Annotated in this window: 19 protein-coding genes; 11 read left to right on the forward strand and 8 right to left on the reverse strand. The window is 71.2% G+C overall.

Annotation, left to right across the window (positions count from 1 at the left end; translation table 11 throughout):
- Positions 1-314: 314 nt before the first annotated feature.
- Both ISN38_RS10815 and ISN38_RS10820 read right to left on the reverse strand, forming a co-directional pair.
- Complete coding sequence (locus tag ISN38_RS10815) at positions 315-1,325, reverse strand: chorismate transformation FkbO/Hyg5 family protein (RefSeq protein ID WP_003470211.1); 1,011 nt, start codon at positions 1,323-1,325, stop codon at positions 315-317.
- Entirely contained in the window at positions 1,322-2,689 is a 1,368-nt protein-coding gene (locus ISN38_RS10820) for an NAD(P)/FAD-dependent oxidoreductase (protein WP_087960509.1), read from the reverse strand. Before ISN38_RS10820 ends, ISN38_RS10815 begins: the two co-directional genes overlap by 4 nt.
- 129 nt (positions 2,690-2,818) lie before the next feature.
- On the opposite strand from ISN38_RS10820, the gene xanC reads away from it, so the two are divergent.
- The 9 genes from xanC to fabG all read left to right on the forward strand — a co-directional run bounded on the left by xanC (position 2,819) and on the right by fabG (position 10,402).
- Positions 2,819-3,088 (forward strand): xanthomonadin biosynthesis acyl carrier protein XanC, encoded by a 270-nt coding sequence (gene xanC, locus ISN38_RS10825; RefSeq protein WP_003470209.1) that lies wholly within the window; start codon positions 2,819-2,821, stop codon positions 3,086-3,088.
- Positions 3,063-3,797, forward strand: coding sequence for a COG4648 family protein (locus tag ISN38_RS10830; protein ID WP_038238490.1), 735 nt, complete (start codon positions 3,063-3,065; stop codon positions 3,795-3,797). Before xanC ends, ISN38_RS10830 begins: the two co-directional genes overlap by 26 nt.
- Before the next feature lie 54 nt (positions 3,798-3,851).
- The gene (locus tag ISN38_RS10835) at positions 3,852-4,601 is read left to right on the forward strand and encodes a lysophospholipid acyltransferase family protein (protein WP_003470207.1); all 750 of its coding nucleotides are present in this window, start codon (positions 3,852-3,854) and stop codon (positions 4,599-4,601) included.
- A 13-nt stretch (positions 4,602-4,614) separates the two neighbouring features.
- The gene (locus tag ISN38_RS10840) at positions 4,615-4,902 is read left to right on the forward strand and encodes an ApeI family dehydratase (protein ID WP_003470206.1); all 288 of its coding nucleotides are present in this window, start codon (positions 4,615-4,617) and stop codon (positions 4,900-4,902) included.
- On the forward strand, positions 4,899-5,873 hold the full coding sequence (locus tag ISN38_RS10845) for a lysophospholipid acyltransferase family protein (RefSeq protein ID WP_003470205.1): 975 nt from the start codon (positions 4,899-4,901) through the stop codon (positions 5,871-5,873). The genes ISN38_RS10840 and ISN38_RS10845 overlap by 4 nt, the downstream gene beginning before the upstream one ends.
- Positions 5,797-6,444, forward strand: a complete 648-nt coding sequence (locus ISN38_RS10850; protein ID WP_003470203.1) for a LolA-related protein — start codon at positions 5,797-5,799, stop codon at positions 6,442-6,444. Before ISN38_RS10845 ends, ISN38_RS10850 begins: the two co-directional genes overlap by 77 nt.
- Before the next feature lie 82 nt (positions 6,445-6,526).
- A complete protein-coding gene (locus tag ISN38_RS10855; RefSeq protein WP_047325462.1) occupies positions 6,527-8,881 on the forward strand; it encodes an MMPL family transporter in 2,355 nt (784 codons plus the stop codon).
- A 10-nt stretch (positions 8,882-8,891) separates the two neighbouring features.
- Complete coding sequence (locus tag ISN38_RS10860; RefSeq protein ID WP_003469168.1) at positions 8,892-9,374, forward strand: hotdog family protein; 483 nt, start codon at positions 8,892-8,894, stop codon at positions 9,372-9,374.
- Positions 9,375-9,664: 290 nt separating this feature from the next.
- Positions 9,665-10,402 (forward strand): 3-oxoacyl-ACP reductase FabG, encoded by a 738-nt coding sequence (gene fabG, locus ISN38_RS10865; protein WP_003469170.1) that lies wholly within the window; start codon positions 9,665-9,667, stop codon positions 10,400-10,402.
- Between the two features lie 21 nt (positions 10,403-10,423).
- On the opposite strand, the gene ISN38_RS10870 is transcribed toward fabG, so the two are convergent.
- From ISN38_RS10870 to ISN38_RS10885, 4 genes are read right to left on the reverse strand one after another with little or no spacing between them, the layout of a single operon-like run.
- Complete coding sequence (locus tag ISN38_RS10870) at positions 10,424-12,049, reverse strand: NAD(P)/FAD-dependent oxidoreductase (protein WP_003469172.1); 1,626 nt, start codon at positions 12,047-12,049, stop codon at positions 10,424-10,426.
- Positions 12,046-12,867 (reverse strand): glycosyltransferase family 2 protein, encoded by an 822-nt coding sequence (locus ISN38_RS10875; RefSeq protein WP_058358657.1) that lies wholly within the window; start codon positions 12,865-12,867, stop codon positions 12,046-12,048. The genes ISN38_RS10870 and ISN38_RS10875 overlap by 4 nt, the downstream gene beginning before the upstream one ends.
- Positions 12,864-13,640 (reverse strand): beta-ketoacyl synthase chain length factor, encoded by a 777-nt coding sequence (locus tag ISN38_RS10880; RefSeq protein WP_003469177.1) that lies wholly within the window; start codon positions 13,638-13,640, stop codon positions 12,864-12,866. The genes ISN38_RS10875 and ISN38_RS10880 overlap by 4 nt, the downstream gene beginning before the upstream one ends.
- 8 nt (positions 13,641-13,648) lie before the next feature.
- Positions 13,649-14,848 (reverse strand): beta-ketoacyl-[acyl-carrier-protein] synthase family protein, encoded by a 1,200-nt coding sequence (locus tag ISN38_RS10885; protein ID WP_038237974.1) that lies wholly within the window; start codon positions 14,846-14,848, stop codon positions 13,649-13,651.
- Between the two features lie 219 nt (positions 14,849-15,067).
- Here ISN38_RS10885 and ISN38_RS10890 point away from each other — a divergent pair, with 219 nt between their 5' ends.
- On the forward strand, positions 15,068-15,328 hold the full coding sequence (locus tag ISN38_RS10890) for a YcgL domain-containing protein (RefSeq protein ID WP_003469183.1): 261 nt from the start codon (positions 15,068-15,070) through the stop codon (positions 15,326-15,328).
- Positions 15,321-18,641, forward strand: coding sequence for an ankyrin repeat domain-containing protein (locus tag ISN38_RS10895; protein WP_047325707.1), 3,321 nt, complete (start codon positions 15,321-15,323; stop codon positions 18,639-18,641). The genes ISN38_RS10890 and ISN38_RS10895 overlap by 8 nt, the downstream gene beginning before the upstream one ends.
- A gap of 169 nt (positions 18,642-18,810) precedes the next feature.
- Here the strand turns inward: ISN38_RS10895 and ISN38_RS10900 are convergent, their stop codons facing one another.
- On the reverse strand, positions 18,811-20,706 hold the full coding sequence (locus ISN38_RS10900) for a S8 family peptidase (protein WP_047325460.1): 1,896 nt from the start codon (positions 20,704-20,706) through the stop codon (positions 18,811-18,813).
- A gap of 66 nt (positions 20,707-20,772) precedes the next feature.
- Entirely contained in the window at positions 20,773-23,136 is a 2,364-nt protein-coding gene (locus ISN38_RS20585) for a YadA family autotransporter adhesin (protein ID WP_058359764.1), read from the reverse strand.
- Positions 23,137-23,349 lie beyond the last annotated feature (213 nt).

Genomic DNA, 23,349 nt, shown 5'->3' on the forward strand with positions numbered 1-23,349 from the left:
AAATCCTTGCAGAACAGCGGAAATCCGAGCCGCGTGGCGAGCGGCACCGCCAAGGTGGTGTTTCCTGCGCCTGGTGCGCCGGACACGAGCACGATCTTGCGGCGACTGTCGGACATGGCATGCCAGTGCAAGGGATTGGAGCGGACGCCGCCGATCACCTGGCGACGCTGTTGGGAAGTCGGTGTGCGCACCGGCAAGTGGCGAACCACTTCAACAGTCGTGGCTGAACGTCCTGCATCGCTCGATGTCTGTTCGAGCAGGCCGCATCGGCCGTCGCGGCTAGTGCGAGTTGGCGCCTTCAGCCGTGCGCACGCTCACCCATGCACGCCGTCGATCTCCACCGCCAGTTCGTTGCGGCAGATCACCGCGTGCAGCAGCAGGCGCGGCACGCGCTTGCCGAAGCGGGCGTCGAGGGCGGAGGCGACCAGCGGCAGGTTGGCGGCTTCGCGCACGTAGACTTTGAGCCGGGTGCCGTCGCCGAACTGGGCCGGCAGGTCTGGGCGGTGGCCGCGGGCGGCGGCCAGCAGCGCGTCGAAGTTGGCGAAGGTTTCCTCCAGCTGCGCCAGCAGCTGGCCGGTATGCATCGAGGCGTGGCCAACCACGCTGGCGGTGCCGGACAGCAGCAGCGGCATGTCGCTGCCGGCCGGCGGCAGCATCGCGCGGGCGAAGCTCGGCGATTGCGGGCCGTACTGGCGCGGGTAGCGGTAGGCGCTGACCTGGCGCGGGTTCTCCAGCGGCGTGCCTGCCTGGGCGGCGGCCAGCCAGTAGATCTGCATCACCCGCGCGTCGTCGCAGCGGCCGACCGCGGTGGCGGCCGGCAGCTGGCTGGCGTCGAAATCGCCCAGCCCGCGCGCGCGGCCGACGCAGAACTGGCGGTAGCGCTCGCGGTCGCCATGGCCCAGGGTGATCGCGTCGAGGTAGTTCCAGATGCGCAGCATGCGCGGCGTGGCGCTGCCGGCGACGAAGGCGGTGATCTGCGCGTAGGCCAGGGCCGAGGCTTCTTCGATCGCCAGCGCCTGCTCGTCGATCTCGATCACGCCGAACTGCAGGTGCCCGTCGCTGGCCCAGGCGATGTCGCCGTCGCGGCCGCTGCTGACCGGCGCGTCGGTGCGCCACACTTCGAGCATGCGCGGGCCGTGCGGTTGCAGCGGTACGCGCAGGTAGCGGGGGGCGTGGTGGCGCGGGGCGTCGTTGCCGAAGCCGAACACCGCCAACACCCGTTCGTCGCGCAGCAGGTCGCCCAGGTCGGTTTCGGCGACGTAGTCCACTTGCAGCCGCGGATGCCGCTGCTCGTGGTGCGGGAACTGCGGGTGCGGCCGGCTCATGATTTGTCTCCATGCAAGGTGTCGCCGTGGAACTGTTCGCGTGCCTGGCGGCGACGATGGCGCCATGCGCGCCATGCGCGCGGCAGCATCGCCAGCGCGGACATGGCATAGATCGCGCGGAACACGCGCAGCCGGCGCAGCACCGCGCGGTTGTCGAACACGTCGCCGGCCAGCATCGCTACCACTGCCTGTTCCACCTGCAGCACATTGCGCGGCTGCGCGAACAGCTCGCGCATGGTGGGCGAGGTGAAGCGGTAGATGAACCATTTGAATTCGTTCAGGCCGCGCCGCAGGTGCCGCTCCAGGCCCCGCTGCAGGCGCGCTTCGCTGGCCGGATCGCGCAACGCGGCATCCACCATCGCCGCGCCGCGCTCGGCACTGTGCATGGCCAGGTACACGCCGGAGGAGAACATCGGATCGACGAAGGCGTAGGCGTCGCCGAGCATCAGCCAGCGCGGCCCGCTCATGCGCGTGCACTCGTAGGCGTAGTTGCCGGTGGCATGCACCGGCGCGATGCGTTGCGCGCCTTGCATGCGCGCGGCCACGTCGGGATTGAGCGCCAGGGTGCGCAGCAGGAACGCCTCGCTGTCGCCCTGGCGGGTCTTCATGTATTCCGGATCGCACACCGCGCCGACGCTCATCACGTCGTCGGGCAGCGGGATCAGCCACATCCAGCCGTGCGCATGGCGGTAGATGCTGATGTTGCCGGCGTCCTCGCCGGGGCGCCGCGCCACTCCGCGGAAATGGCTGAACAGCGCCGCCGACTGGTGCCGCGGGTTGGCGCGCTTGAGTTTGAGCGTGTTGCCGAGGAAGGTGTCGCGGCCGCTGGCGTCGATCAGGTAGCGTGGGCGGAACTGGCGCAGCCCGTCGGCGTCGCGCGCCTGCACCAGCGGCTGCGCGCCGTCCAGCTGCACGCTCTCGACCTTGATGCCTTCCCGCAGGTCGGCGCCGGCGCCGCGGGCGTGGGCGAACAGGACCCGGTCGAAGTCGGCGCGCGGCACCTGGAACGCGTACTCGGATTGCGCGCCCAGCGCCTGCGCGAAGCGGAAGGTGTTGTAGCCGCCGCTGTCGTTGGGGAAGTCGGCGCCGAGCTTGAGCACGCCGATCGCGCGCACCTGCTCCAGCACGCCCAGCCGCTGCAGGATCGGGATGTTCATCGGCAGGAGCGATTCGCCGATGTGGAAGCGCGGGTGGTGGCCCTTCTCCAGCAGCGTCACCTGCCAGCCCTGTTGCGCCAGCAGGATCGCCGCGGCGCAGCCGGCCGGGCCGCCACCGATCACCAGCACGTCCGGCGTTTCCGCCGCGGGCGCCTGCGGCGTGGCAGGGGAGGGCGCGGGCGCGCGGGCGTGAGCGGTGGAATTCATCCTTAAAAACCTGCGGTAGACATGTCAGACAAATGCCATGATAGCTTGCCTGCAAGGGGCGGACAGTTGCGTCGCTGCGCGCGATGCACCATCTTGTCGCTCCTGCCCTCATCGCCTGGAAGCCCCTGGATGTCTTCGCAAACCGCCGCCGAACGTGAATTGGCCGAGCTGCTGGTCGAGAGCCTGAACCTGGAGGACGTGCAGCCCGGCGACATCGATCCAGAAGCGCCGCTGTTCAATACCGGGCTGGGCCTGGACTCGATCGACGCGCTGGAGCTGGCGCTGGCGATCAGCAAGCGCTACGGCTTCCAGTTGCGCTCGGACAACGACGAGAACCGCCGCATCTTCGCCTCGCTGCGCGCATTGTCGGCGCATGTCGAAGCCAACAAGACCAGCTGATCCGCCGGCTGCCGCCGCGCCGTGGGCGCTGGCGCTGGGGGTGTTGCTGGCGCTGGCGTATTCGCCGCTGGCGCACTGGGCAAACGCCGCGCACCGTTCCGACCTGGCCGTGCTGGCCGGCGCGGCGCTGGTGCTGATGCTGCTGGTGGAGCCGATGGCGCGGCTGCGGCCGTGGGCCTGGGCGCTGGCGCTGCTGGCGCTGGCCGCGTTGCTGCCGCTGTGGCGCTCGCCATACGCGCTGCTGTTGCTGGCCGCGCCGCCGGTGCTGTTCACCGCCTGGGTGGCCTGGTTCTTCGGGCGCAGCCTGCAGCGCGGGCGCACGCCGCTGATCTCGCGCATCGTCGAGGCGCTGTACCGCCAGGCCGGGTTGCCGCTGACCCCTGCGCAGCTGCGCTATACGCGCCGGCTGACCCTGGCGTGGAGCCTGCTGCTGGCCGCGATGACCTTGCTGAACCTGGTGGTGGCGCTGTGCGCGGTGCCCAGCGGGGTGCTGGCGCAGCTGGGGCGTGCCTCGCCGTTGCCGATCGGCGACGCGCATGCCTCGCTGATCGCCAATCTGCTGGGCTACGGGGTCATCGGCGGCTTCTTCGTCGGCGAGTATTTCCTGCGCGGGCGCTGGTTTCCGCAGCGTCCCTACCGTAATCTGCCCGACTTCCTGCACCAGCTGGCGCGGCTGGGGCCGGGTTTTTGGCGCGATCTATTACGCTGACGCGCGCATCGGGGGATGCAGAGGCTTGTGCAGATCATCAAGGACAAACTGAAGATGTCGCAGGCAGGGATGCCGTCGCGCATGGCCTGGGCCGTGTGGAATGCCTTGCAGCTGCTGTTCACCCTGAGCTTCACCGGGGTCGGCATCGTCGTGGCGCTGGGCCTGTTGCTGCTGTTCGGGCCGCGGCTGCCGCTGCGCATGGGCGCGCGGGTGTGGGCGCCGGTGCTGTTCTTCGGCGCCGGCGTGCGTTTCCACGTGGAAGGTCAGGAGCGGGTGGACTGGTCGCGCAACCACTTGTTCGTCAGCAACCACCAGTCGATCATCGACATCTGCGCGCTGTTCGCGGCGCTGCCGGTGCCGCTGCGCTTCCTGCTCAAGGACGAAATGCTGCAGGTGCCGTTCGTGAGCTGGTATGCGCGCGCCACCGGCATGCTGTTCCTGGACCGCGACAGCCGCCGCGCCGGGGCCATGGTCCGGCGTCAGGCCGCTGCGCTGCTGCGCCAGGGCCAGGACCTGTGCCTGTTCCCGGAAGGCACCCGCAGCCGCAACGGCGAACTGGCCGAATTCAAGGCCGGGCTGTTGCAGGCCGCTATCGATGCTGGCGTGGATGTGGTGCCGGTGGCGTTGGACGGGGCGGGCAAAGTGCTGCCGTCGACCAGCCTGTTCCGGGTCCGGCCCGGGGTGATCCGGGTGCGGATCGGCACGCCGATCAACGTGAACGGCGCCGATGGCCCGCTGGACCGGCAACAGCTGACCCTGCGCGCACACCAGGCCGTCCGTGCCATGCTCGAACCCAGAATCTGAGTCGCCAAGCCTTATGGATTTCGTCGTACCGCATGATCATCCCAGCCTGCCAGGGCATTTCCCGGGCCATCCGGTGGTGCCCGGCGTGGTGGTGCTGGACCACGTGCTGCAGGCCGTGGAGGCCGTGCACGGCGCCTGCGGGCCGCTGCGCCTGCCGCAGGTGAAGTTCCTGCAGCCGCTGCTGCCCGGGCAACCGGCGCGGGTGGAACTGGACGGCGCCGCGCCGCGCTGGCGGTTCCGCGTGCGTCGCGGCGAGGACCTGCTGGTCAGCGGCGAGCTGGTCGCCGAGGCGGCGCCATGAGCGCCAGCTGGAAACACCGCCCCGAGGGCGGCGGCCGCGTCGCGCTGTGGCTGATCCGCAGCATCGCCCGCTACGGCGGCCGCGCGCTCGGGCGCCTACTGCTGTATCCGATCACCCTGTATTTCCTGCTGGTGCGCGGCCCGGAGCGGCGCGATTCGCGCCACTACCTGGGGCGCGTGCTGGACCGCCCGGCTACGCTGCTGGACGTGGCCCGGCACATCCACACCTTCGCCTCCACCATCCTGGACCGGGTGTTCATGCTGTGCGGGCAGATGCAGCGCTTCCAGGTCGACATCCAGGGCCTGGAACAGCTGCATGCGCAGATGGACCGCGGCCAAGGCGTGCTGATCTTCGGCTCGCACCTGGGCAGTTTCGACGCGCTGCGGGTGCTGGCCACCGAGCGCCCGGACGTGCAGGTCAAGGTGGTGCTGGACAAGGCTCACAACCCGGCGATGACCGAACTGCTGGGCGCGCTGAACCCGCAGCTGGCGGCCAATATCATCGACGCCGGCATGGACAGCACCTCGATCGTCATGGCGATCAAGCAGGCCACCGACGAAGGCGCGCTGGTCGCGCTGCTGGTCGATCGCCCGCGCCCGGAAGACCCGGCGCTGCCGGCCGCGTTCATCGGCCAGGGTGCGCTGTTCCCGACCTCGCCGTGGCTGATCGCCGCGGCGCTGAAGGTGCCGGTGGTGCTGGCGTTCGGCCTGTACCGCGGCGGCAATCGCTACCAGCTGGTGTTCGAGACCTTCAGCGAAGGCCTGGACCTGCCGCGCCGGCAGCGTGCGCCGGCATTGGCCGCGCTCATCCGCGATTACGCCGCCAGGCTGGAACATTACACGCGCTCCGCGCCGTACAACTGGTTCAACTTCTACGATTTCTGGAACAACCGCCATGCCGATGCGCCGCACCTTGCCGTGGATGCTGATACTGCTGTGCAGCGCCGCACCGCTGTGCGCCGCGTCGCCTGAGCCGCTCGACCCCGGCTGGATCCTGCAGAAGCTGGCGCGGCCGGTCCCGGTCAGCACCGAGTTCGTCGAACTGCGCGGCTCGGCGCTGCTGAAGGCGCCGTTGCGCGTGCAGGGCCAGTACCGGCGCCCGGACACCGACACGCTGGTGCGTGAAGTCACCGCGCCGTACCGCGAAATCACCACCTTGCGCGGCGGCGAAGCGACGCTGGAGCGTGCCGGCAAGGCGCCGCGGCGTTTCTCGCTGGCCCGGGTGCCGGAACTGGCCGGCCTGCAGAACGGTTTCGGCGCACTGCTGTCCGGCGACCGCGCGCAGCTGCAGCAGCACTACACGCTGAGCAGCAGCGGCACCCGCGAACACTGGCAGCTGCAACTGCAGCCCAAGGACCCGGCGCTGGCCGCGCAGGTGCGCAGCCTGCGCCTGTACGGCCGCGGCGCCGAACTGCGCTGCATCGAGACCACCCCGGCCAAGGGCGACGTGCAGCGCACCCTGCTGGCCGGCGCCGCGCGCGGCGCGGCCAGTCTGGCCGAGACCGAGGCGCTGACCGCGCTGTGCCACGGCGACGCGCGCTGATGCCGGCGCGCGTTAGTTGCAGGCGGGCCGCGCTGTGCGCGGCCCCGGGGAAGAACGTGCTGGCACTTGCGTGGTCGCAGCGATGAAACGCGAACTGAGTTCGAAGGCGCGCATCTCGCTGGCGCTGCTATGGCTGGCGCTGCTGACCGTGGCCGGTATCTGGCTGGGCAACGTGCTGCAGGTGTCCGGTGACTTGCGCAAATTCATGCCGGAAGCCCAGACCCCCGCGCAGAAACTGCTGCTCGACGAACTCGGCGAAGGCCCGGGCTCGCGGCTGCTGCTGTTCTCGCTGTCCGGCGCCGACCCGGCGACGCTGGCGCGGCAGTCGCAGGCGATACGCGCGCAACTGACCACGCAGCGCGACACCTTCGAACTGGTCGCCAATGGCGCCGATGCCGGCCTGGACGCGATCCCCGAGCGCCTGCTGGCCTACCGCTACCTGCTCAGCGACAGCTTCGACGCCCACCCGCTGGATGCGGCGACGCTGGCCGACGCGCTGCAGGCGCGCTTGCAGGACCTGGGCTCGCCGGCCGCGGCGATGGTCGAGCCGCTGCTGCCGCGCGATCCGACCCTGGAAGTGCTGCATCTGGCCGAGAGCCTGCAGCCGGCCGGCGGCCCGCAGCAGCGCGACGGGGTCTGGTTCGACCGTGCCGGCAAGGACGCGCTGCTGGTCGCGCAGACCCGCGCCGCCGGGTTCGATCCGACCGGGCAACAGCAGGCGGTGGACGCGATCCATGCCGCCTTCGCCAAGGCCAGCGCCGGCAGTGGCAGCCGCCTGACCCTGACCGGGCCGGGTGCGTTCTCGGTGGAGATCGGCGGGCGCACCCAGAACGAGGCGCAGTGGATCGGCATGCTGGATACGCTGGGCCTGATCGTGCTGCTGCTGGTCGCCTACCGCAGCTGGAAGATCCCGGTGCTCGGCGTGCTGCCGCTGGCCAGCGCCGGTCTGGCCGGGCTGGCCGCGGTGGCGCTGCTGTTCGACGGCGTGCACGGCATCACCGTGGCGTTCGGCTTCACCCTGATCGGCGTGGTCCAGGACTATCCGATCCACCTGTTCAGCCATCAGCGTCCGGGCCTGGATCCGCGCGCCAACGCGCGCCACCTGTGGCCGACCCTGGCCACCGGCGTGGTCTCCACCTGCATCGCCTACGTCACCTTCCTGTTCTCCGGAGTGGACGGCCTGCGCCAGCTGGCGGTGTTCACCATCGCCGGGCTGCTGGTGGCGGCGCTGACCACCCGCCTGCTGCTGCCGGCGCTGATCGATCCTTCGCCGCGCGACCATGCCGATTCGCCCGCGCTGGCGCGGCTGTGGCGCGGCATCGCACGGTTGCCGCGGCCGCGCTGGTCGCTGCTGCCGCTGGCGCTGGTCGCCGCGGCGGCGATCGCCTTCGCGCCGGGGCCGTTCTGGCAGAACGACCTGTCCAAGCTGACCCCGGTGCCGGCCGACGGCCTGGCCCGCGACGCGCATCTGCGCAAGGAACTGGGCGCGCCGGACGTGCGCTATGTGCTGGCCGTGCCGGCGGCCTCCGCCGATGCCGCGCTGGCCGCCTCGGAGCGGCTGCGCCCGCGGCTGGACGCGCTGGTCGCACGCGGCGAGCTGGCCGGTTACGACATGGCCGCGCGCTACCTGCCCAGCGCGGCGACCCAGCAGCGGCGCCAGGCGGTGTTGCCGGATGCGGCGCAGGCGCGCGCGCTGACCGCTAGCGCGGTGGCGGCCACGCCGTTCCGTGCCGACGCCTTCGCCCCGTTCCTGGCCGACCTGGAGCGCGCCCGCCGCGCGCCGCCGCTGACCGCGCGCGACCTGCACGGCACGCCGCTGGCGACCACCGTCGATGGCCTGCTGCTGGACCGTGCCGATCACGCCACCGCGCTGGTATCGCTGACCGGCCTGCGCGACCCGGCACTGCTGGCCGCCGCGGTACAGGGCAGCGGCGCGCAATTGATGGATCTGAAGGAGGCCTCCGAATCGCTGGTGGCCGCCTACCGCGGGCGCGTGCTCGGCGCGCTCGGCATCGCCGCGCTGCTGCTGGCGTTGACCGTGGCGATCGCGCTGCGTACGCCGCGCCGGATCGTGCGCGTGCTGCTGCCGATGGCGCTGACCACGCTGCTGATTCTGGCGCTCCTGCGCGGCTGCGGGGTCGAACTGAACCTGTTCCATCTGATCGCGCTGATCCTGGCCGCCGGCCTGGGCCTGGACTACGCGCTGTTCTTCGACCACGCCGGCGACGACCGCGCCGACCAGCTGCGTACCCTGCACGCCCTGATCGTATGCAGCCTGATGACGCTGCTGGTGTTCGCGCTGCTGGCCGCCTCCAGCATCCCGGTGCTGCGCGCGATCGGCAGCACGGTGGCGCTGGGCGTGCTGTTCAACTTCGTGCTGGCGTTGCTGATTTCGCGTGAGACGGTCAGCGACACGCTGGCGACCGCGGCGCATTAGGAGACATGGCATGACCGAGCTTCCGCGCGGACGCGATGCGATCGCGGCGCTGGTGCCGCACCAGGGCCTGATGTGCCTGTGGGAACAGGTGATCGCCTGGGACGCGCAGCGCATCGTGCTGCGCAGCCAGACCCATCGCGCCGTCGAGCATCCGCTGCGCAGCGGCGGCCGCCTGCGCGCGCTGCACCTGTGCGAATACGGCGCGCAGGCGATGGCCGTGCACGGCGGTCTGCTCGCTCGCGCCAGCGGCGAGGCGGTGCACGGCGACCTGCTCGACCGCGCCAGCGGCACACCGGCGCGCCTGGGCATGCTGGTCGCGCTGCGTGGCGTGCACTTGCATGTGGCCGATCTGCAGGATCTGCCGGATGCGATCGAGTGCGAGGCCGAGGTGCTGCTGCAGGCCGAGGACAGCCAGCAATACAGCTTCCGCCTGGTGCACCGCGCGCAACTGCTGGCCGAAGGCCGCGCCACGGTGATGCTGCGCGCTGCCTAGCTTTTTTGTATGAGCGGCTTCAGCCGCGACAATGTCCGAAGCCGCAAGGCCCACCGCTGCGTTCGTCGCCACTGAAGTCGCTCCCACAGGGCTTCCACCGGCGTCATGGAGCGGCGAGGCCTCTTGTGGGAGGGACTTCAGTCCCGACGGCATGCCCGTTCGGAACATTCACCACTGCGCTCGTCGCGGCTGAAGACCGTTGCGTCTACAAAAGCAGGCACGCGCTTTGGCGCAACGCCTGCGAATCGTTAGGATGGCGACCCGCCTCCATTCCGCCCGAGGAACTCCAGATGTCACAGCCTTCTTCCCCACGCCGCGCCCTGGTCACCGGCGGTAGCGGCGATCTCGGCGGTGCGATCTGCCGGCAGCTGGCCGCGCAGGGACTGCATGTGATCGTCCACGCCAACAGCAACGTGGCGCGCGCCGCCGCGGTGGTGCAGGACATCGCGGCGGCCGGCGGTAGCGCTGAGGCGGTGGCGTTCGACGTGGCCGATGCCGATGCCAGCACCGCGGCGCTGGCGACGCTGCTGGAGGTCGGGCCGATCCAGGTGGTGGTCAACAACGCCGGCATCCACGACGACGCGCCGATGGCCGGGATGAGCGCGGCGCAATGGCACCGCGTCATCGACGTGTCGCTGCACGGTTTCTTCAACGTGACCCAGCCGCTGCTGCTGCCGATGGCGCGCACGCGCTGGGGCCGCATCGTCAGCGTGTCGTCGGTGTCGGGGGTGCTCGGCAACCGCGGGCAGACCAACTACGCCGCGGCCAAGGCCGCGCTGCACGGCGCCAGCAAGTCGCTGGCGCGGGAGATGGCCAGCCGCGGGATCAGCGTCAACGTGGTGGCGCCCGGGGTGATCGAAGGCGCGATGGCCAGCGAGGCGTTCGCGCCGGAGGCGATCAAGCAGATGGTGCCGGCCGGCCGCCCCGGCAAGGCGGATGAGGTCGCCGCGCTGGTCGGATTCCTGTGCTCGGACGCGGCCGGCTACATCAACGGCCAGGTGATCGGCATCAACGGCGGCATGGGCTGAGGCTCGCGCTGCTGCCTGCGCTCACGCGGCGCGCGCGTACCAGGTGTCGGCCAGCGAGTTCTCGCCTTGCCGCGTGTCGGCGAGCAGCGCGTCCAGGCCGTGGTCGGCGATCTGCGGATGCTGCGCGCGCGCCTGGTCCAGCACTTCGCGTGCCAGCCAGCTCATCCGCGCGACGTTGCCGCGCAGGCGCGCGACGAAGGCCGCGTCGTCCAGCACGTCGCGCAACGCCCCGTTGAGCTCGTGGAACCAGCCGATCAGGTATTGGTCGAGCAGCCGCGCATCGGTTTCGGGACGGCCCTGCGCGTCGTTGTGGCGGCCCCAGTCGCGCAGCAGCGCCTGCATGCCCAGGTTGAGTTCGCGCGCGCGGGTGAATTCCGGCCGCAGCCGGCTCAGCGTGGGTAGGTCGGCGATGCGTTCGGAGAAATACAGCGGCGCCAGCAACGACCAGTAGTAGGTGTAGTCCCAGATCACCTTGATCGGCATCACTTGCGCATCGCCGAACAGCGGGTACTGATCCTGGTACAGGGTCAGGGTGTTCTCGTAGAACGACAAGTACAGCTGCTGGTATAGCTCGGCATAGGGCGCGATGTCGCGCCCGGCGCGGTCGCGTCCGATCAGTTCGCAGATGTAGGTGTTGGAGATGGCGATGAAGTCGCTTCCCGGCGAATAGAACGGATCCAGGAACACGCCGGCCTCGCCGGTCAGCGCCCAGCGCTGCGCCGAGAACACCTGCTTGCAGCCATAGGAGAATTTGCGCAAGAACATGAAGTCCTGCAGCACATGCTGGCTGTGCGCGAGCGTGCGCGCGACCTGCGGCTGGTGCTGGTGCAGCCAGGCCATCGCTTTTTCGTGCGTGTTCATCGTCTCCAGCGGGTGCATCGCCGCGTCGCAGACGATGCCCAGCGAATGCGCGCCCGAGGACAACGGGATCAGCCAGAACCAGTAGCCAGGGCCGCACATGTGGTTGGTCGAGCGCCAGCGGTCCGGCGGCGTGCAGCGCTGCAGCCAGCCGCTGTCCTGCGACCAGGCATTGGGATCCACCACCCCGTCCACCCGCCACCACACCGCATTGGCGTGGTGCGCGTTGTCCTGGGCCAGGTCCAGCTTGCGCTTGAGCAGGCCGGCGCGGCCGCTGGCGTCCACCACCCAGCGCGCGCGCAGCGTCGCCGCTGCGCCGTCGCGCTCGTAGCGCACCTGATGGTCGGCATCGTCGGCGGCCAGGTCGATGCCGCGCACCGTGCAGCCGTCGATGAATGCGATGTCCAGCGCGCGCGCGCGTTCGCCGAGGAAATTCTCGAAACGGCCGCGGTCGATCTGCCACGACGGCGTCGGCAGCAGCTGGCTCACGCCCAGTTCGGTGCAGCGGTCGATGTCCTCGCGTCCGTCGGAGAAGAAGAAGCGGAAGCCGAACTTGCGGATCTGTTCGCTGTCCAGATGCTCGCGCAGGCCGAGCACCTCGGCGAAATAGTGCGCACCGATCTCTACCGAGGATTCGCCGACCTTGAATGCGGCCTCGCGCACCGGGTGCGCGCGCCGTTCCAGCACGCTGATGCGCAGGTGCGGATCTTGCTGGCGCAACTGCAAGGCCAGGGTCAGCCCGGCCAGGCCGCCGCCGGTGATCACCACATCCGCATGCCGTTCGTTCATATCGTCTCTTGCTTGTCGAAAGGGGTGAGCCGCACCTCCCACTCGCCGGCGCTGTCGTCGATCAGCACCGGGTTGGCGCGGGCGCGGCGGTATTCGCGCAGCACATGGCCGTATTGCCAGACCTGCGCGATCACGTGCGAGGTGATTTTCCACAGATCGCGCACCAGGCGGAAATGGCTCTTGCGGAAACTGCCGGGCGTCTGGTTGGCGTAGCGCGTCTGGATCGGTACCGCGACCACGCGCGCGCCGGCCTGACGCGCGGCGGAGATCAGCAGCTGCGCCTCGAACACGAAGCCTTCGCCGGGCACGTCGGGCAGGGTGTACACCGCCTGCGGATACAGGCGCTGCCCGCTCTGGCTGTCGATCAGGCGGAAGCCGCAGGCCCAGGCGATGCCCCAGTCGCCGAAGTCGTTACCGATGCGGCGGATGGTCGGCTGGCTGGCGCGCTTGCGCAGGCGTGCGCCGACGATCACGCAGCCGGGGTGGCGATTGGCCGCGGCCAGCAGGCGAGGAAAATCGGCGGCGCTGTGTTGGCCGTCGCCGTCCATGGTCATCACCGCGCGCGCGTCCTGGCGCTGCGCCTCGGCGAAGCCGCTGCGCAGCGCGGCGCCCTTGCCGCGCCGCTGCGGATGGCGGATCAGGGTCACCGGCAGGTCGGCGATGCAGTCGCTGGTGCCGTCGTCGGAGCCGTCGTCGACCACGATCACCCGCGGGCAGTGCGCCAGCGCGTCGCTGACCACCTCGCGGATGCGCAGCGATTCGTTCAGCGCCGGGATCAGGATCGCGGCATCGGCGGCGTTCAGCGCGATCCGGCTCATGTCTGCAACTCCACGTGCAGGCAGCGGCCGCCACCGGCATCCAGAGTGCAGCCGGCGGCGCCGGCGGCCAGTGCGTCGAACAGCACCAGCATCGGCGCCATTGCGTTGCCGGCGGCATGCCGCGCCAGCGCGCCGTCGCCGGCGGCCGCGTCGCCGTCGGCCAGGCGCACGCGCAGGCGCGGCTTGCCGGGCAGCGCCGCGGCGCCGAGCACCAGCGCGGCGCCGAGCAGGCTGTCGCTTTGCGAAACGCGTGCGAGCGGACCGGTCGAGCGGCTGTCGTAGGCGGCCAGCAGCACCGCCGCCTCGCCGGCGGCCAGTTGCGACAGCGCTTCCAGCAGGCCCTGCGCGAAGCTGGCGCGGTGCGCGCTGATCGCGGTCGCCGCGGCGGTGGCGCCGGCGCCGATGGTCCAGTAGCCGGCGGCGGCGTTGTGCACCGAGTTGTGGAACTTGGTCGGCGAGATGGCCAGCGGATCGCTGGCCAGGGTGGTGCACATGTAGTCGGTGATCGCCACGTCGCCGTGGGTGGAGGTGAAGATGGAGGGCAGCGTGGCCGGATCGCGGCCGGCGTCCTGGCACGCGGCCAGCGCCACTTCCAGCGACACCGCCACCGTGTCCGGCGCGCGCCGCCGCTCGTTGGGCGCCAGCAGTTGCGAGGCCGGCCGCGGCGGGGTGTCCACGATGCCGCCGCGGCCGGTGGCGAAGGCGTGCGCGGCGGCCCAAGTGGGCAGGCCGGCGGCCCAGAAACCGATGCCTTCGATGGTCGCGGTCAACATCGGCGTGCTCATGCGCGGCCGAACAGCAGCGAGCAATTGTTGCCGCCGAAGCCGAAGGAATTGTTCATCGCGTAACGGACCTGTGCGTGGGCAGTGGCGAAGCGGATCTGCGGGCCGCATTCGGGATCGGGTTGTTCGCTGTTGAGGGTGCCGGGGAGCAGGCCGTCGCGCAGCGCCAGCAGCGCGAACACCGAATCGACGATGCCTGCCGCACCAAGCGTATGCCCGGTCCAGGCCTTGGTCGAACTGGCATGCAGGGTGGCCGGGAACAGTGCGGCGACCGCGCCGGCCTCGACGCTGTCGTTGGCCGGGGTGGCGGTGCCGTGCAGGTTCAGGTAGCCGACCTCGGCAGCGTCCACGCCCGCGCGCCGCAACGCCCCGCCCATCGCCAGGCGCGCACCCAGGCCCTGCGGGTGCGGTGTGGACATGTGGTGCGCGTCGCTGGATTCGCCGTAGCCGCACAGCAGGGCCAGCGCCGGCGGCGCGGCGTCCACATCGGCGCGCTCCAGCAGCGCGTAGCCGCCGGCTTCGCCCAGCGACAACCCGATCCGGCGCACGTCGAACGGCCGGCACGGCTCCGGCGAGACCACTTGCAGCGAATTGAAGCCGAACAGCACGCTGCCGCACAGCGTGTCCACGCCGCCGACCAGGGCCGCATCCACCACCCCGGCGGCGATCAACCGCGCCGCCTGCGCGAACACCTTGGCGCTGGACGAGCAGGCGGTGGCGACGGTGACGCACGGGCCGCGCAGGCCGGTGGCACGGCGCACGAAATAGCCCGGCGAATGCGGCGTATGCACGATCGGACGGTTCAGGTCGGCAGGAAAACGCATGCCCTCGGCGTGTTGTTCGAGCCGGGCATAGGCTTCTTCGCTGGCGCCGATGCTGGCGGTGGACGTGCCGATCACCACCGCCACGCGCTCGGCGCCGTGGCGCTGCGCGGCAGCGGCCACCGCCGCGACCATGCCGTCCTGCTGCAGCGCCAGCCAGGCCAGGCGGTTGTTGCGGCATTCCCACGCGGCCAGCGCCGGCGGCAGCGGCAACGTCTCCAGCGCGTCCACGCGGCCGATCCAGCAGGACAGCGGCTGCGCGCCGAAGTCGTTGCGGCGCAGGCCGCTGCGGTTGTCGCGCAAGGCCGTGGCCTGCGCCTGCAATCCGCTGCCAAGCGCGGTGGTCGCGGTATACGCACGAATTGCGACGGGGGCCATGCGGGGCGACGGGGACGCTGCGGTCACGCGATATTCCGGAAAGGATCGGTCGCAGGAGTATATCGATGCGCTCCGCACTACCGTGAAGCGCGCGCCCACGCTGAACGTGAACAGGCACGGCGCGTACATTTGTAAATGCCGTGCAGCGCGCGCGCTTTCGCCGCTGGCGCATTTCCTCCACAATCGCTTGCCTTTCCACGCCAGGCGCACGCCACGCGCATGCAAGCCTACGTCTACAAAAGCCAACGCAAGCCTGACACCTATCTGTACCTCGCTGCGCGCGACGACTTCGCCTGTCTGCCGCAGCCGTTGCTGGCGTCGTTGCAGCCGCTGGTGTTCGTGCTGGACGTGGCGTTGACCGCCGAGCGCACCCTGGCCCGGACCGACCCTGCGGCGGTCCGCGCGAACCTGGCCGGCTGCGGCTTCCATCTGCAATTGCCGCCGCTGCCCGATGGCCGGACCGATCGACACGATGACTGAATCCCCCTTCCGCGCGCGCGCTCCCTGGATCGCCGCGGCGCTGGGCGTGCTGCTGGCGCTGCTCGCCGGGTTCGGTCCGCTGGCCGCCGCGCTGGGCGCGTGGCTGGCGCAACCGGCGTTCGCGCTGGCGCTGTCCTGGTCCCGCGGCCGCCGGCCGCGGCCGGCCAGCGTGCAGGCCCTGGGCCGCGACCTGCTGGCGCTGCTGGCGCTGTGGGCCGGCGGACTGGGCTTGGTTGCGCTGCTGGTGGCGTGGCCGCTGGCGGCGCTGCACGACAGCGGCAGCCTGGCCGCGGCGCTGGCGTTGAGCGTGGCCGCCAGCGCGGCGCTGCTCGGGCTGTGGCGGACCTGGCCGTTGTGGCACGGCGGCGAATGCGAGGGCGGCGCGCTGGGCGCGCGCTGGCAGGCGCTGGCGCAGCAGGACGTGCAGGCCTGGCGCGGCCTGGCAGTGGCGGCGCTGGTGTTGCTGCTGGCCGGGGTCGGCGTGCTGCTGGCCTGGCCCGGGCTGTTGGCCGCCGCGGCGCGCTGGCCGCTGGCGCTGGCCTATGCGCTGCTGTCGCCGTTGTTGCATGCGCTGCTGCAGCGCGTGGCGCCGCCGCAGGCGCTGCCGCTGCCCGTGCGGGCCACCTCGGCGGACCTGTTCGCCGAACTGAGCGCTGCCTCCGCGCCGCGCGCGGACGAAGCGCCGCTGGCGGCGGACGAACTGCATGCGGCGCTGTACGCCGCCGCACGCGGCGGCCGCGTCGATCGCGCCCTGCAACTGCTGCAGTCCGGCGCCGACCCGCACGCGCTGCCGGCGCCGGACTGGCGCGACCAGCGCAGCCTGCCGGTGCTGGCTGCGGTGCTGCCGGACCTGCGCCTGCTGCGCGAACTGATCGTGCGCGGGGTGGACGTCAACCAGCCGCACCTGGGCATGACCCCGCTGCTGGCCGCCACCCGCGACAGCTGGCACGGCCGTCCCGAGGCGGTGATGACCCTGCTCGCCAACGGCGCCGATCCGCGCGCCAGCGACACCGACGGCAACACGCCGCTGCACCACGCCGCGCGCAGTTCCGATCCGGGCGTGGCGGCCTTGCTGCGCGATGCCGCCGCCGAGCTGGACGCATTGAACCGCGACGGCCTGACCCCGCTGGCGGTGGCCTGCCACGTCGGCAACTGGCGTATGGGCAAGTTCCTGCTTGAGCGCGGCGCCAAACCGGAACCGGCCGAGGGCAGCCCGGTGCTGCTGGCCGCGGCCGGCACCGAGGAAGACGATCCGGCTGGCGTGCAGATGCTGCTCAAGCACAAGGCGCGGGTCGATGCGCGCGATCGCCAGCGCCGCAGCGCGCTGCACGAGGCGGCGCAGGCCGGGCATGTGGAGATCGTCGATGCGCTGCTCGGCGCCGGCGCCAACCTGGAAGCGCGCGATGCCTTGGGCCGCACGCCGTGGTTGGAAGCCGCGCGGCATGGCCGCGTCGCGGTGCTCGAACACCTGCTGCCGCACAAGCCCGATCTCACCGCCGTCGATGGCGACGGCCGCAACGCGGTGCTGCTGGCCTGCACCGCCGACCAGGTCTCGCCGGGTCTGATCCGGCGCCTGCTGGAACTGGGTATCGCCGCCGCGCAGCCGGACCAGAGCGGACGCCGCGCGGTCGATCTGGCCGCCGAGGCCGGGCGCTGGGCGATCGTGTCCGCGCTGGACCCGGACTATCCGTTGCCGGCCGCGGTCAGCGACGGCCAGGGCGAGGTCGGCAGCGCCAGCCTGCCGGATCGGCCGCCGCTGGAACTGCTGCGCGAAGGCCTGCAACTGGGCCAGCGCGATGGCCTGGCGGCGTTGGCGCGGCTGTGCGCGGCCGAGGAACTGGGCGCGCTGCTGCACGATCCGCCTCTGGCGCTCAACCCGCAGGCGGTGGAATGGCTGCTGGCGCATGGCGCCGCGCCGGAAGTGCTCGACGCCTGCGGCGATACGCCGATGTTCGCGCTGTTGTCGCGTGGCGTGGAAGCGGTGCCCAGCCTGCAGGCGATGCTGCGCCAGGGCGTATCGCCGGCCGGGCGCGGCGGCCTGACCCGGCTGCTCGCCGCCTGCGCGCAGCACGACCACGCCTCGCGCGCGCTGGAACAGTTCGCGCTGGAACTGCTTGAACGCGGCGCCGACCCGTTCGCACCGTCGTCGGCCGGCGATCCGCCGTTGTCGCTGGCGGTGCGCCTGGGCTGGCTGCGCCTGCAACTGCAATTGCTGGAACGCGGCGCCGACCGCGAGGCGCGCGACAGCCACGGCATGACCGCGCTGCATCTGGCCGCCGCGCTGGGCCGCGAGGCCTCGCTGAAGCTGCTGATCCAGCAGGGCGCCTCGCCGGAGGCGCGCGCCGCCGACGGGCAGACCCCGCTGGGCGTGGCCCTGGCCAGCGGCCGCCGCGATCTGGCCGACTGGCTGGACTGGCGGATCTGGCCGCTGCCGCGGCGCCCACTGCGCGAGACCGACCTGCCGGCTGCGGCGATGGTCGGCGACGCCGACGCGATCCGCCGCCTGATCGATCTGGGCCTGGCGGTGGACGCGATCGATGCGCAGGGCTGCACCGCGCTGCTGCGCGCCGCCGGCGGCGGTCATGCCGCGGCGGTGGACCTGTTGCTGGCGCGCGGCGCCAATCTGCAGCACGCCGCGGCCAGCGGCGCCACGCCGTTGTCGGCGGCGGTGAGCATGCGCCAGACCGACATCGTTGCCGCGCTGTTGGCCGCCGGCGCGCAGATCGAGCACCGCCTGCCCGGCGGCGTCACCGTGCTGATGCTGGCCTGCGCGCTGGGCCTGCCGGACATCGCCGCGCGCCTGCTGGCCGCCGGCGCCGATGTGCATGCCGGCGACGCGCAGCAGCTGGCACCGCTGCACTGCGCCGCGCTGTACGGTTTCACCGCGCGCGACAAGTCGCGCCTGCTGGCGCTGCTGGACACCTTGCTGCTGGCTGGCGCCGAGGCCGACCGCAGCGCCGCCGGCGGGGTGACCCCGCTGCTGTTGCTGCTCGGCGCGCGCGCCGAGCCGGGCACCGCCTGCGAAGAGCCGGTGGTGCTGGCCGGGGTGGAGCGCCTGCTCGACGAGGACGTGAGCGTGGACGTGCAGGACCCGCGCGGCTTCGGCCCGCTGCACCTGGCCGCGCTGCACGGTCTGCCGTTGCTGGTGCAGCGCCTGCTGCGCGCCGGTGCCGACCCGGACCTGCGCGACACCTTGAACCGCCCGCCGCGCGAGATCGCGGTGATGCGCGGCTTCGTCGATGTCGCTGGCCAGTTCCAGCCGGCGCTACCGGGGGTGTCGTCGATGGCCCGGTTCCTGCGCGAAGGCCGCTAACGGCGGCCGCCTGCGCATTGCCGCGATCGCGCTGCATCGCTCGCTTTTGCCGCGCCGTCCAAAAAACAGCCCGCCGTATGGCGGGCCGGTCGATCCTCACGAAAACGGGCGCGGGAGGATTTCCCTCCCGCGCCCGCCGGCGCGGCGGCGAACGGCGCCGCCGCTTGCCTTACTGCCGCACCACCAGGGTCAGACCGCCGTAACTGCCGGACATGCGCAGGTAATACGTGCCTGCGCTGGACGGGGTGATGCGGATCGTCTGGGTGGTGCCGGCCCGCACCGAGCGCGCGTCGTAGCTGCTGCTGGTCGGCGCCTTGCCGGCCGCGGCGTAGAGCGCGACGTTGCCGGTGCCGCCGAAGGTCATGAAGGTCACCGGCTTGCCGGCTTCGGCCTGGAAGCTGTACAGCCCGTCGCCGCCCTGGCTGCCGAGGCCGCGCAGTTCGGACTTGTTGCTAAGGGTCTTGGTCGGCGGTACGCAACTGGTGTCCGATGGGTTGCATGGCGGTGTCGTCGCCATCTGCAGCAGCATGTCGATGTCCAGGATGCCGGCGCCGATCGGCGTGCTGGTCGGGATCGCCACCGGGAACGGACGTGCGCTGGCGCGCAGCAGGTCGCGCATGCTGCTCCAGGTGAGCGGCGTCTTGACCACGCTCTGCACCATCGCCACCGCCGCGGCCACGTGCGGCGAGGCCATCGAGGTGCCGGCCATGCCGCCGATCTTCCAGTCGCCGGTCGGACCTTGCGTACTGCCATTGACCACCTGGAAGATGTAGCCGTTCGGATTGCCGTCGACGCTTTCGCCGCCACCGGGCGCGGCGATGTCCACGCGCGTGCCGTAGCTGGAGTAGCTGGCGCGGCCGCCGTTGATGCGCGTGGCGCCGACGCTGATCACGCCGTTGCAGGACGCCATGGTGTAGGTGCTGGCGTCGGCGTTGGAATTGCCGGCAGCGACCACGATGATGCTGCCGGCGGCGTTGATCTTGTCGATCGCGTCCTGGTACAGCTGCGGGCAGCTCACCGGTCCGTCGCTGCCGAGGCTCATGTTGATCACTTCGGCCGGATTCGGGTTGGTCGGCAGGCCGTCCACCGGCAACCCTGCCGCCCACAGCATGCCGTCGGCGATGTCGCTGCTGAAGCCGCCGCACGCGCCGAGCACGCGCACCGGCAGGATCTTGGCGTCGTGGGCCAGGCCGGCGGTGGCCAGGTTGTTGTTGGTGACCTGGGCAATGGTGCCGGAGACATGGCTGCCGTGCCAGGAGCTGGCATGTGCCGGATTGCCTGACCCACCCTGCAGGGGCTTGCAGTAGTCGACGTCGACCCAGTCGCCCAGGTCGAAACCGCCCGCTGCGCGTCCGTCCTTGTCGCGGCGCGAGATGCGATGGTCGCTGATCATGTCGTAGCCGGGCAGCACATTGGCGGCCAGGTCCGGGTTGTCCTTGGCCACGCCGGTATCGACTACCGCCACCACCACGCCCTTACCGGTGGAGCGGGTCCAGGCCTGCTCGGCATTCACCCCGCCGACCGGATCGTGGAAATTCCACTGCAACTTGGCGTAGGCCGGATCGTTCGGCGCTGTCGCGGCCCCCGTCGCGGTCGCTGCTGCGCGCGGCAGGGCCACGCTGGGTTCGTCCAGGCGTTGGTATAGCCGGTCGACCTGCACCGAAACCACGGAAGGATCGGCCTTGAGTTCGGCGACGAATGCATCACGTTCGCTCTCGTTGAGGGGACGCGAGGTCTGCACCACGTGCCAGCCCGGCACCGCCATTTCGCGCAGCACCTTGGCACTGACCGCAGCTTGCGCCGGCATGTCGTTGCTGGCCGCTTTGGCCTGCTGCAGGCTGCTGCGCGACATGGCGCTGGACAGGGTGCCGTCGAGCAGGCGCCGGGCCTGGTTGCCGGTGGCGACGGTCTTGACGATGAAGCGCTGGCCCGGGTTCGCGGTCTGTGTGGATTGCGCAACCGCGTCGTGCACGCCACCCAGGCCGATGGTCGGCGTGGCGGCGTGGGCGCTGCCGACGGCGAGGGCGGCGGCGAGGGCGGCGGCGAGTTTGTCGGAGGAAATCATCTGCAGATCCTTAGAGAAACGAGAAGTAAGAGAAGAAACGTACGGCGGGTTGCGCCCCGTGTGCGATCACAGGTCCACGCCCACGCCGATGCCGGCAGAGGAATCGCTGCCGCTGAACGAGCCGCCCAGGCTGAACGAGGCGCGCGTGCCGAGCTTCTTGGCGTAGCCGATCGACAGCGCCTGCTCGCCGCCCTGGAAGCCGGCGCCGAGCGACACGCGCCCGCGCGCGCTCTGCGTGCCGGCGGCGTTGATCGCCATGTTGAGCATCGCCGCGCTCATCGCGCCCAGCCGATCCATGCGCCGGTCCATGCCGTCCAGGCGGTGCTCGGTATCGGTCCGCAGCTGGTTGAAGCTGTCGTCGAGCGCGGTGACGCGGGTGTTGGTGTAGGCGTTGGCGCTGCTCAACGTGGCGCTGTCGCCGGAACGCATCTGCGCCACGTTGGCCGCGTCGGTGCCGGCGCTGCCGGCGGCGACGTTGGCGATCTGGCGCTCGTTGCCGCCGCTGCCGACCGAGACCGTGTTGGCGCGGTCGGCGACCGAGCCCTGGCCCAGGGCGACCGCATTGCTGGCGGTGACCGACGCGCCCTGGCCGAGCGCGGTGCCGGACGCGGTGCTGACGCTGGCGCCTTCGCCTAGCGCGACCGCATTGGTGGCGACCGCGGCGATGCGGGCATTGGCGCCGACCGCGGTGCTGCCGTCGGCGTTGACCTTGGCGTTGGCGCCGATCGCGGTGTCGTTGGGGCCGTAGGCCAGCGATTTGGCGCCCATCGCCAGACCGTTGTGGCCATTGGCGGTGGCGCCGGAGCCGACGGCCACCGCGTTGGTGCCGGTGCCGGCGCTGGAGGGCGTGACGTCGCCGCCGCCGATGCTGACCCCTTGGCCAGAGCCAGCATTGGCGATGGCGTTGATGCGGGTGCCGAAGCCGGTCAGTGCCGTGTCGAACGCGCCCATCGCCGAGCCCAGGTCGTGATAGCGCGTGCCCTGTACCAGATAGCTGCCGCCGATCAGCTTGCCGTTGGCGTCCACCGTGCTGCCGCCACCGAACGCGCTGGCCACGCCGCGCAGCTGCGCCAGGTTGACCGCATCGGTATCCGCGGTGCCGGCGGCCAGGTTGGTGAGTTGGCGCTCGGCGCCGGCGTGGCCGATGGACACGGTGTTGTCGCGCTCGGCGACCGAGCCGGAACCCAGCGCCACACTGTTGTTGGTGATCAACTGCGCATTGTTGACGAAGGCGGAGTTGCCTACCCGCGCACCGGCGCCGATCGCGATCGACTGATCGCCATGGACATCCGCACCGGTGCCCATGGCGATGCCGTCGTTGAAGAGGATCGGGGTGTCGCCAAAGAAATCGCCGTTCCAGACCATCGCCTTGCCGATCGCGATGCTGCGGGTGCCGCCGGCCCAGGAGCCGCTGCCGATGGCGGCAGAGTCCTGCCCCAGCGCAAATGCGGCCTGCCCGACGGCGGTGGCGTTTTCCCCCTGTGCTAAGGCCTGCGGGCCGACGGCCACGCCGCGATCGCTCAGCGCCCGCGCGCCATTGCCCACGGCGAGGGCCCATTCGCCGGTCGCCTGCGTCTGCGCGCCCAGGGCGACCGCAGCATAGTGGTTGGCGGTGGCACCCTGGCCGACCGCGAGGGTGCGTTCGGAACTGGCCTCGGCCTGCGTGCCGATCGCGGTGGAACTGTAGGCGCTGGCCATCGCACCGCTGCCGACCGCGGTGGACAGCGGGCCGGTGGCCTGGGTGGCCTTCAACTGTATCCCTGCCGCGCTTAAGCTGTCTTCGCCCACGTCGACGATGCCGCCGATGGCGACGCTGGAGCGATCGCTGGCGATCGCGCCGGCACCGGCGGCCACGTTGTACTTGCCGCTGGCCTGGGCGCCGGCACCCAGCGCGGTCGCGGCCATGCCCGAGGCGGACGTCTGCTGCAGGATGACCGCCCCGGAGGGCTGGGAGGAGAAGTCCAGGTCGAGCATGCCGCCGACGGCGGTGGTGGAGACTTCGTTGGCCAGGCTGTTGTGGCCCACGGCCAGCGCCTGTTTGCCATAGCTGACCGCGCCTGCGCCAAACGCGACGGTGCCGGTGCCGACCGCCGAGGCGGCCTCGCCGGCGGCCAGCGTCTCCTCGCCGTCGGCGTAGGCGCCAGCGTTGCTGCTGTCGCTGCCGGTGGCCTTGAAGTAAAGGGCGGTGTCGGCGCTCGCATCCGCTGGCACCGCGTTCGCGTCGGTCGGCACTGCATCGGCGGTCGTTGCCGGCGTGGTGGCCGAGACCGCTGCCGGGGCAGTGGCGGCCTGCGCCAGCGACGATGTGGCCAGGCACAGCGCGCAGGCAAGCGCCAGCGCGCTACGGGTGCCGGTGCGCGAAACGGCGGGCGCGGCATGGCGGATCGGGCGATAGGCGGCGGTGCCGCGTATGGGCGTGCATGCGTTCATGGCGATCTCTCAGTGCAGAGGCGAATGGAAAGGAGGCAAGGAGGCGACGTCAGCGGCGCGCAAGCGCGCCGCTTCGGTATCGGTGGTCTTGGGATGCGCCGCTGACCCCGGGCGCGCTCCGTGCAGCGAACTTATGCGCCGCGTCATTTGCTTGTCACCCGCAACTTCTCGCACGATCATCACCGGGTTCTCACCGAGCGAGGTGGGATGGGG

The organism is Xanthomonas translucens pv. undulosa (assembly GCF_017301775.1).
GTDB lineage: Bacteria > Pseudomonadota > Gammaproteobacteria > Xanthomonadales > Xanthomonadaceae > Xanthomonas_A > Xanthomonas_A translucens.

Bases quoted from the DNA above. Each gene is read 5' to 3' on its own strand.
- ISN38_RS10815 (WP_003470211.1), bottom strand. From the start codon at position 1,325: ATGAGCCGGCCGCACCCGCAGTTCCCGCACCACGAGCAGCGGCATCCG.
- ISN38_RS10820 (WP_087960509.1), bottom strand. From the start codon at position 2,689: ATGAATTCCACCGCTCACGCCCGCGCGCCCGCGCCCTCCCCTGCCACG.
- xanC (WP_003470209.1), top strand. From the start codon at position 2,819: ATGTCTTCGCAAACCGCCGCCGAACGTGAATTGGCCGAGCTGCTGGTC.
- ISN38_RS10830 (WP_038238490.1), top strand. From the start codon at position 3,063: ATGTCGAAGCCAACAAGACCAGCTGATCCGCCGGCTGCCGCCGCGCCG.
- ISN38_RS10835 (WP_003470207.1), top strand. From the start codon at position 3,852: ATGTCGCAGGCAGGGATGCCGTCGCGCATGGCCTGGGCCGTGTGGAAT.
- ISN38_RS10840 (WP_003470206.1), top strand. From the start codon at position 4,615: ATGGATTTCGTCGTACCGCATGATCATCCCAGCCTGCCAGGGCATTTC.
- ISN38_RS10845 (WP_003470205.1), top strand. From the start codon at position 4,899: ATGAGCGCCAGCTGGAAACACCGCCCCGAGGGCGGCGGCCGCGTCGCG.
- ISN38_RS10850 (WP_003470203.1), top strand. From the start codon at position 5,797: ATGCCGATGCGCCGCACCTTGCCGTGGATGCTGATACTGCTGTGCAGC.
- ISN38_RS10855 (WP_047325462.1), top strand. From the start codon at position 6,527: ATGAAACGCGAACTGAGTTCGAAGGCGCGCATCTCGCTGGCGCTGCTA.
- ISN38_RS10860 (WP_003469168.1), top strand. From the start codon at position 8,892: ATGACCGAGCTTCCGCGCGGACGCGATGCGATCGCGGCGCTGGTGCCG.
- fabG (WP_003469170.1), top strand. From the start codon at position 9,665: ATGTCACAGCCTTCTTCCCCACGCCGCGCCCTGGTCACCGGCGGTAGC.
- ISN38_RS10870 (WP_003469172.1), bottom strand. From the start codon at position 12,049: ATGAACGAACGGCATGCGGATGTGGTGATCACCGGCGGCGGCCTGGCC.
- ISN38_RS10875 (WP_058358657.1), bottom strand. From the start codon at position 12,867: ATGAGCCGGATCGCGCTGAACGCCGCCGATGCCGCGATCCTGATCCCG.
- ISN38_RS10880 (WP_003469177.1), bottom strand. From the start codon at position 13,640: ATGTTGACCGCGACCATCGAAGGCATCGGTTTCTGGGCCGCCGGCCTG.
- ISN38_RS10885 (WP_038237974.1), bottom strand. From the start codon at position 14,848: ATGGCCCCCGTCGCAATTCGTGCGTATACCGCGACCACCGCGCTTGGC.
- ISN38_RS10890 (WP_003469183.1), top strand. From the start codon at position 15,068: ATGCAAGCCTACGTCTACAAAAGCCAACGCAAGCCTGACACCTATCTG.
- ISN38_RS10895 (WP_047325707.1), top strand. From the start codon at position 15,321: ATGACTGAATCCCCCTTCCGCGCGCGCGCTCCCTGGATCGCCGCGGCG.
- ISN38_RS10900 (WP_047325460.1), bottom strand. From the start codon at position 20,706: ATGATTTCCTCCGACAAACTCGCCGCCGCCCTCGCCGCCGCCCTCGCC.
- ISN38_RS20585 (WP_058359764.1), bottom strand. From the start codon at position 23,136: ATGAACGCATGCACGCCCATACGCGGCACCGCCGCCTATCGCCCGATC.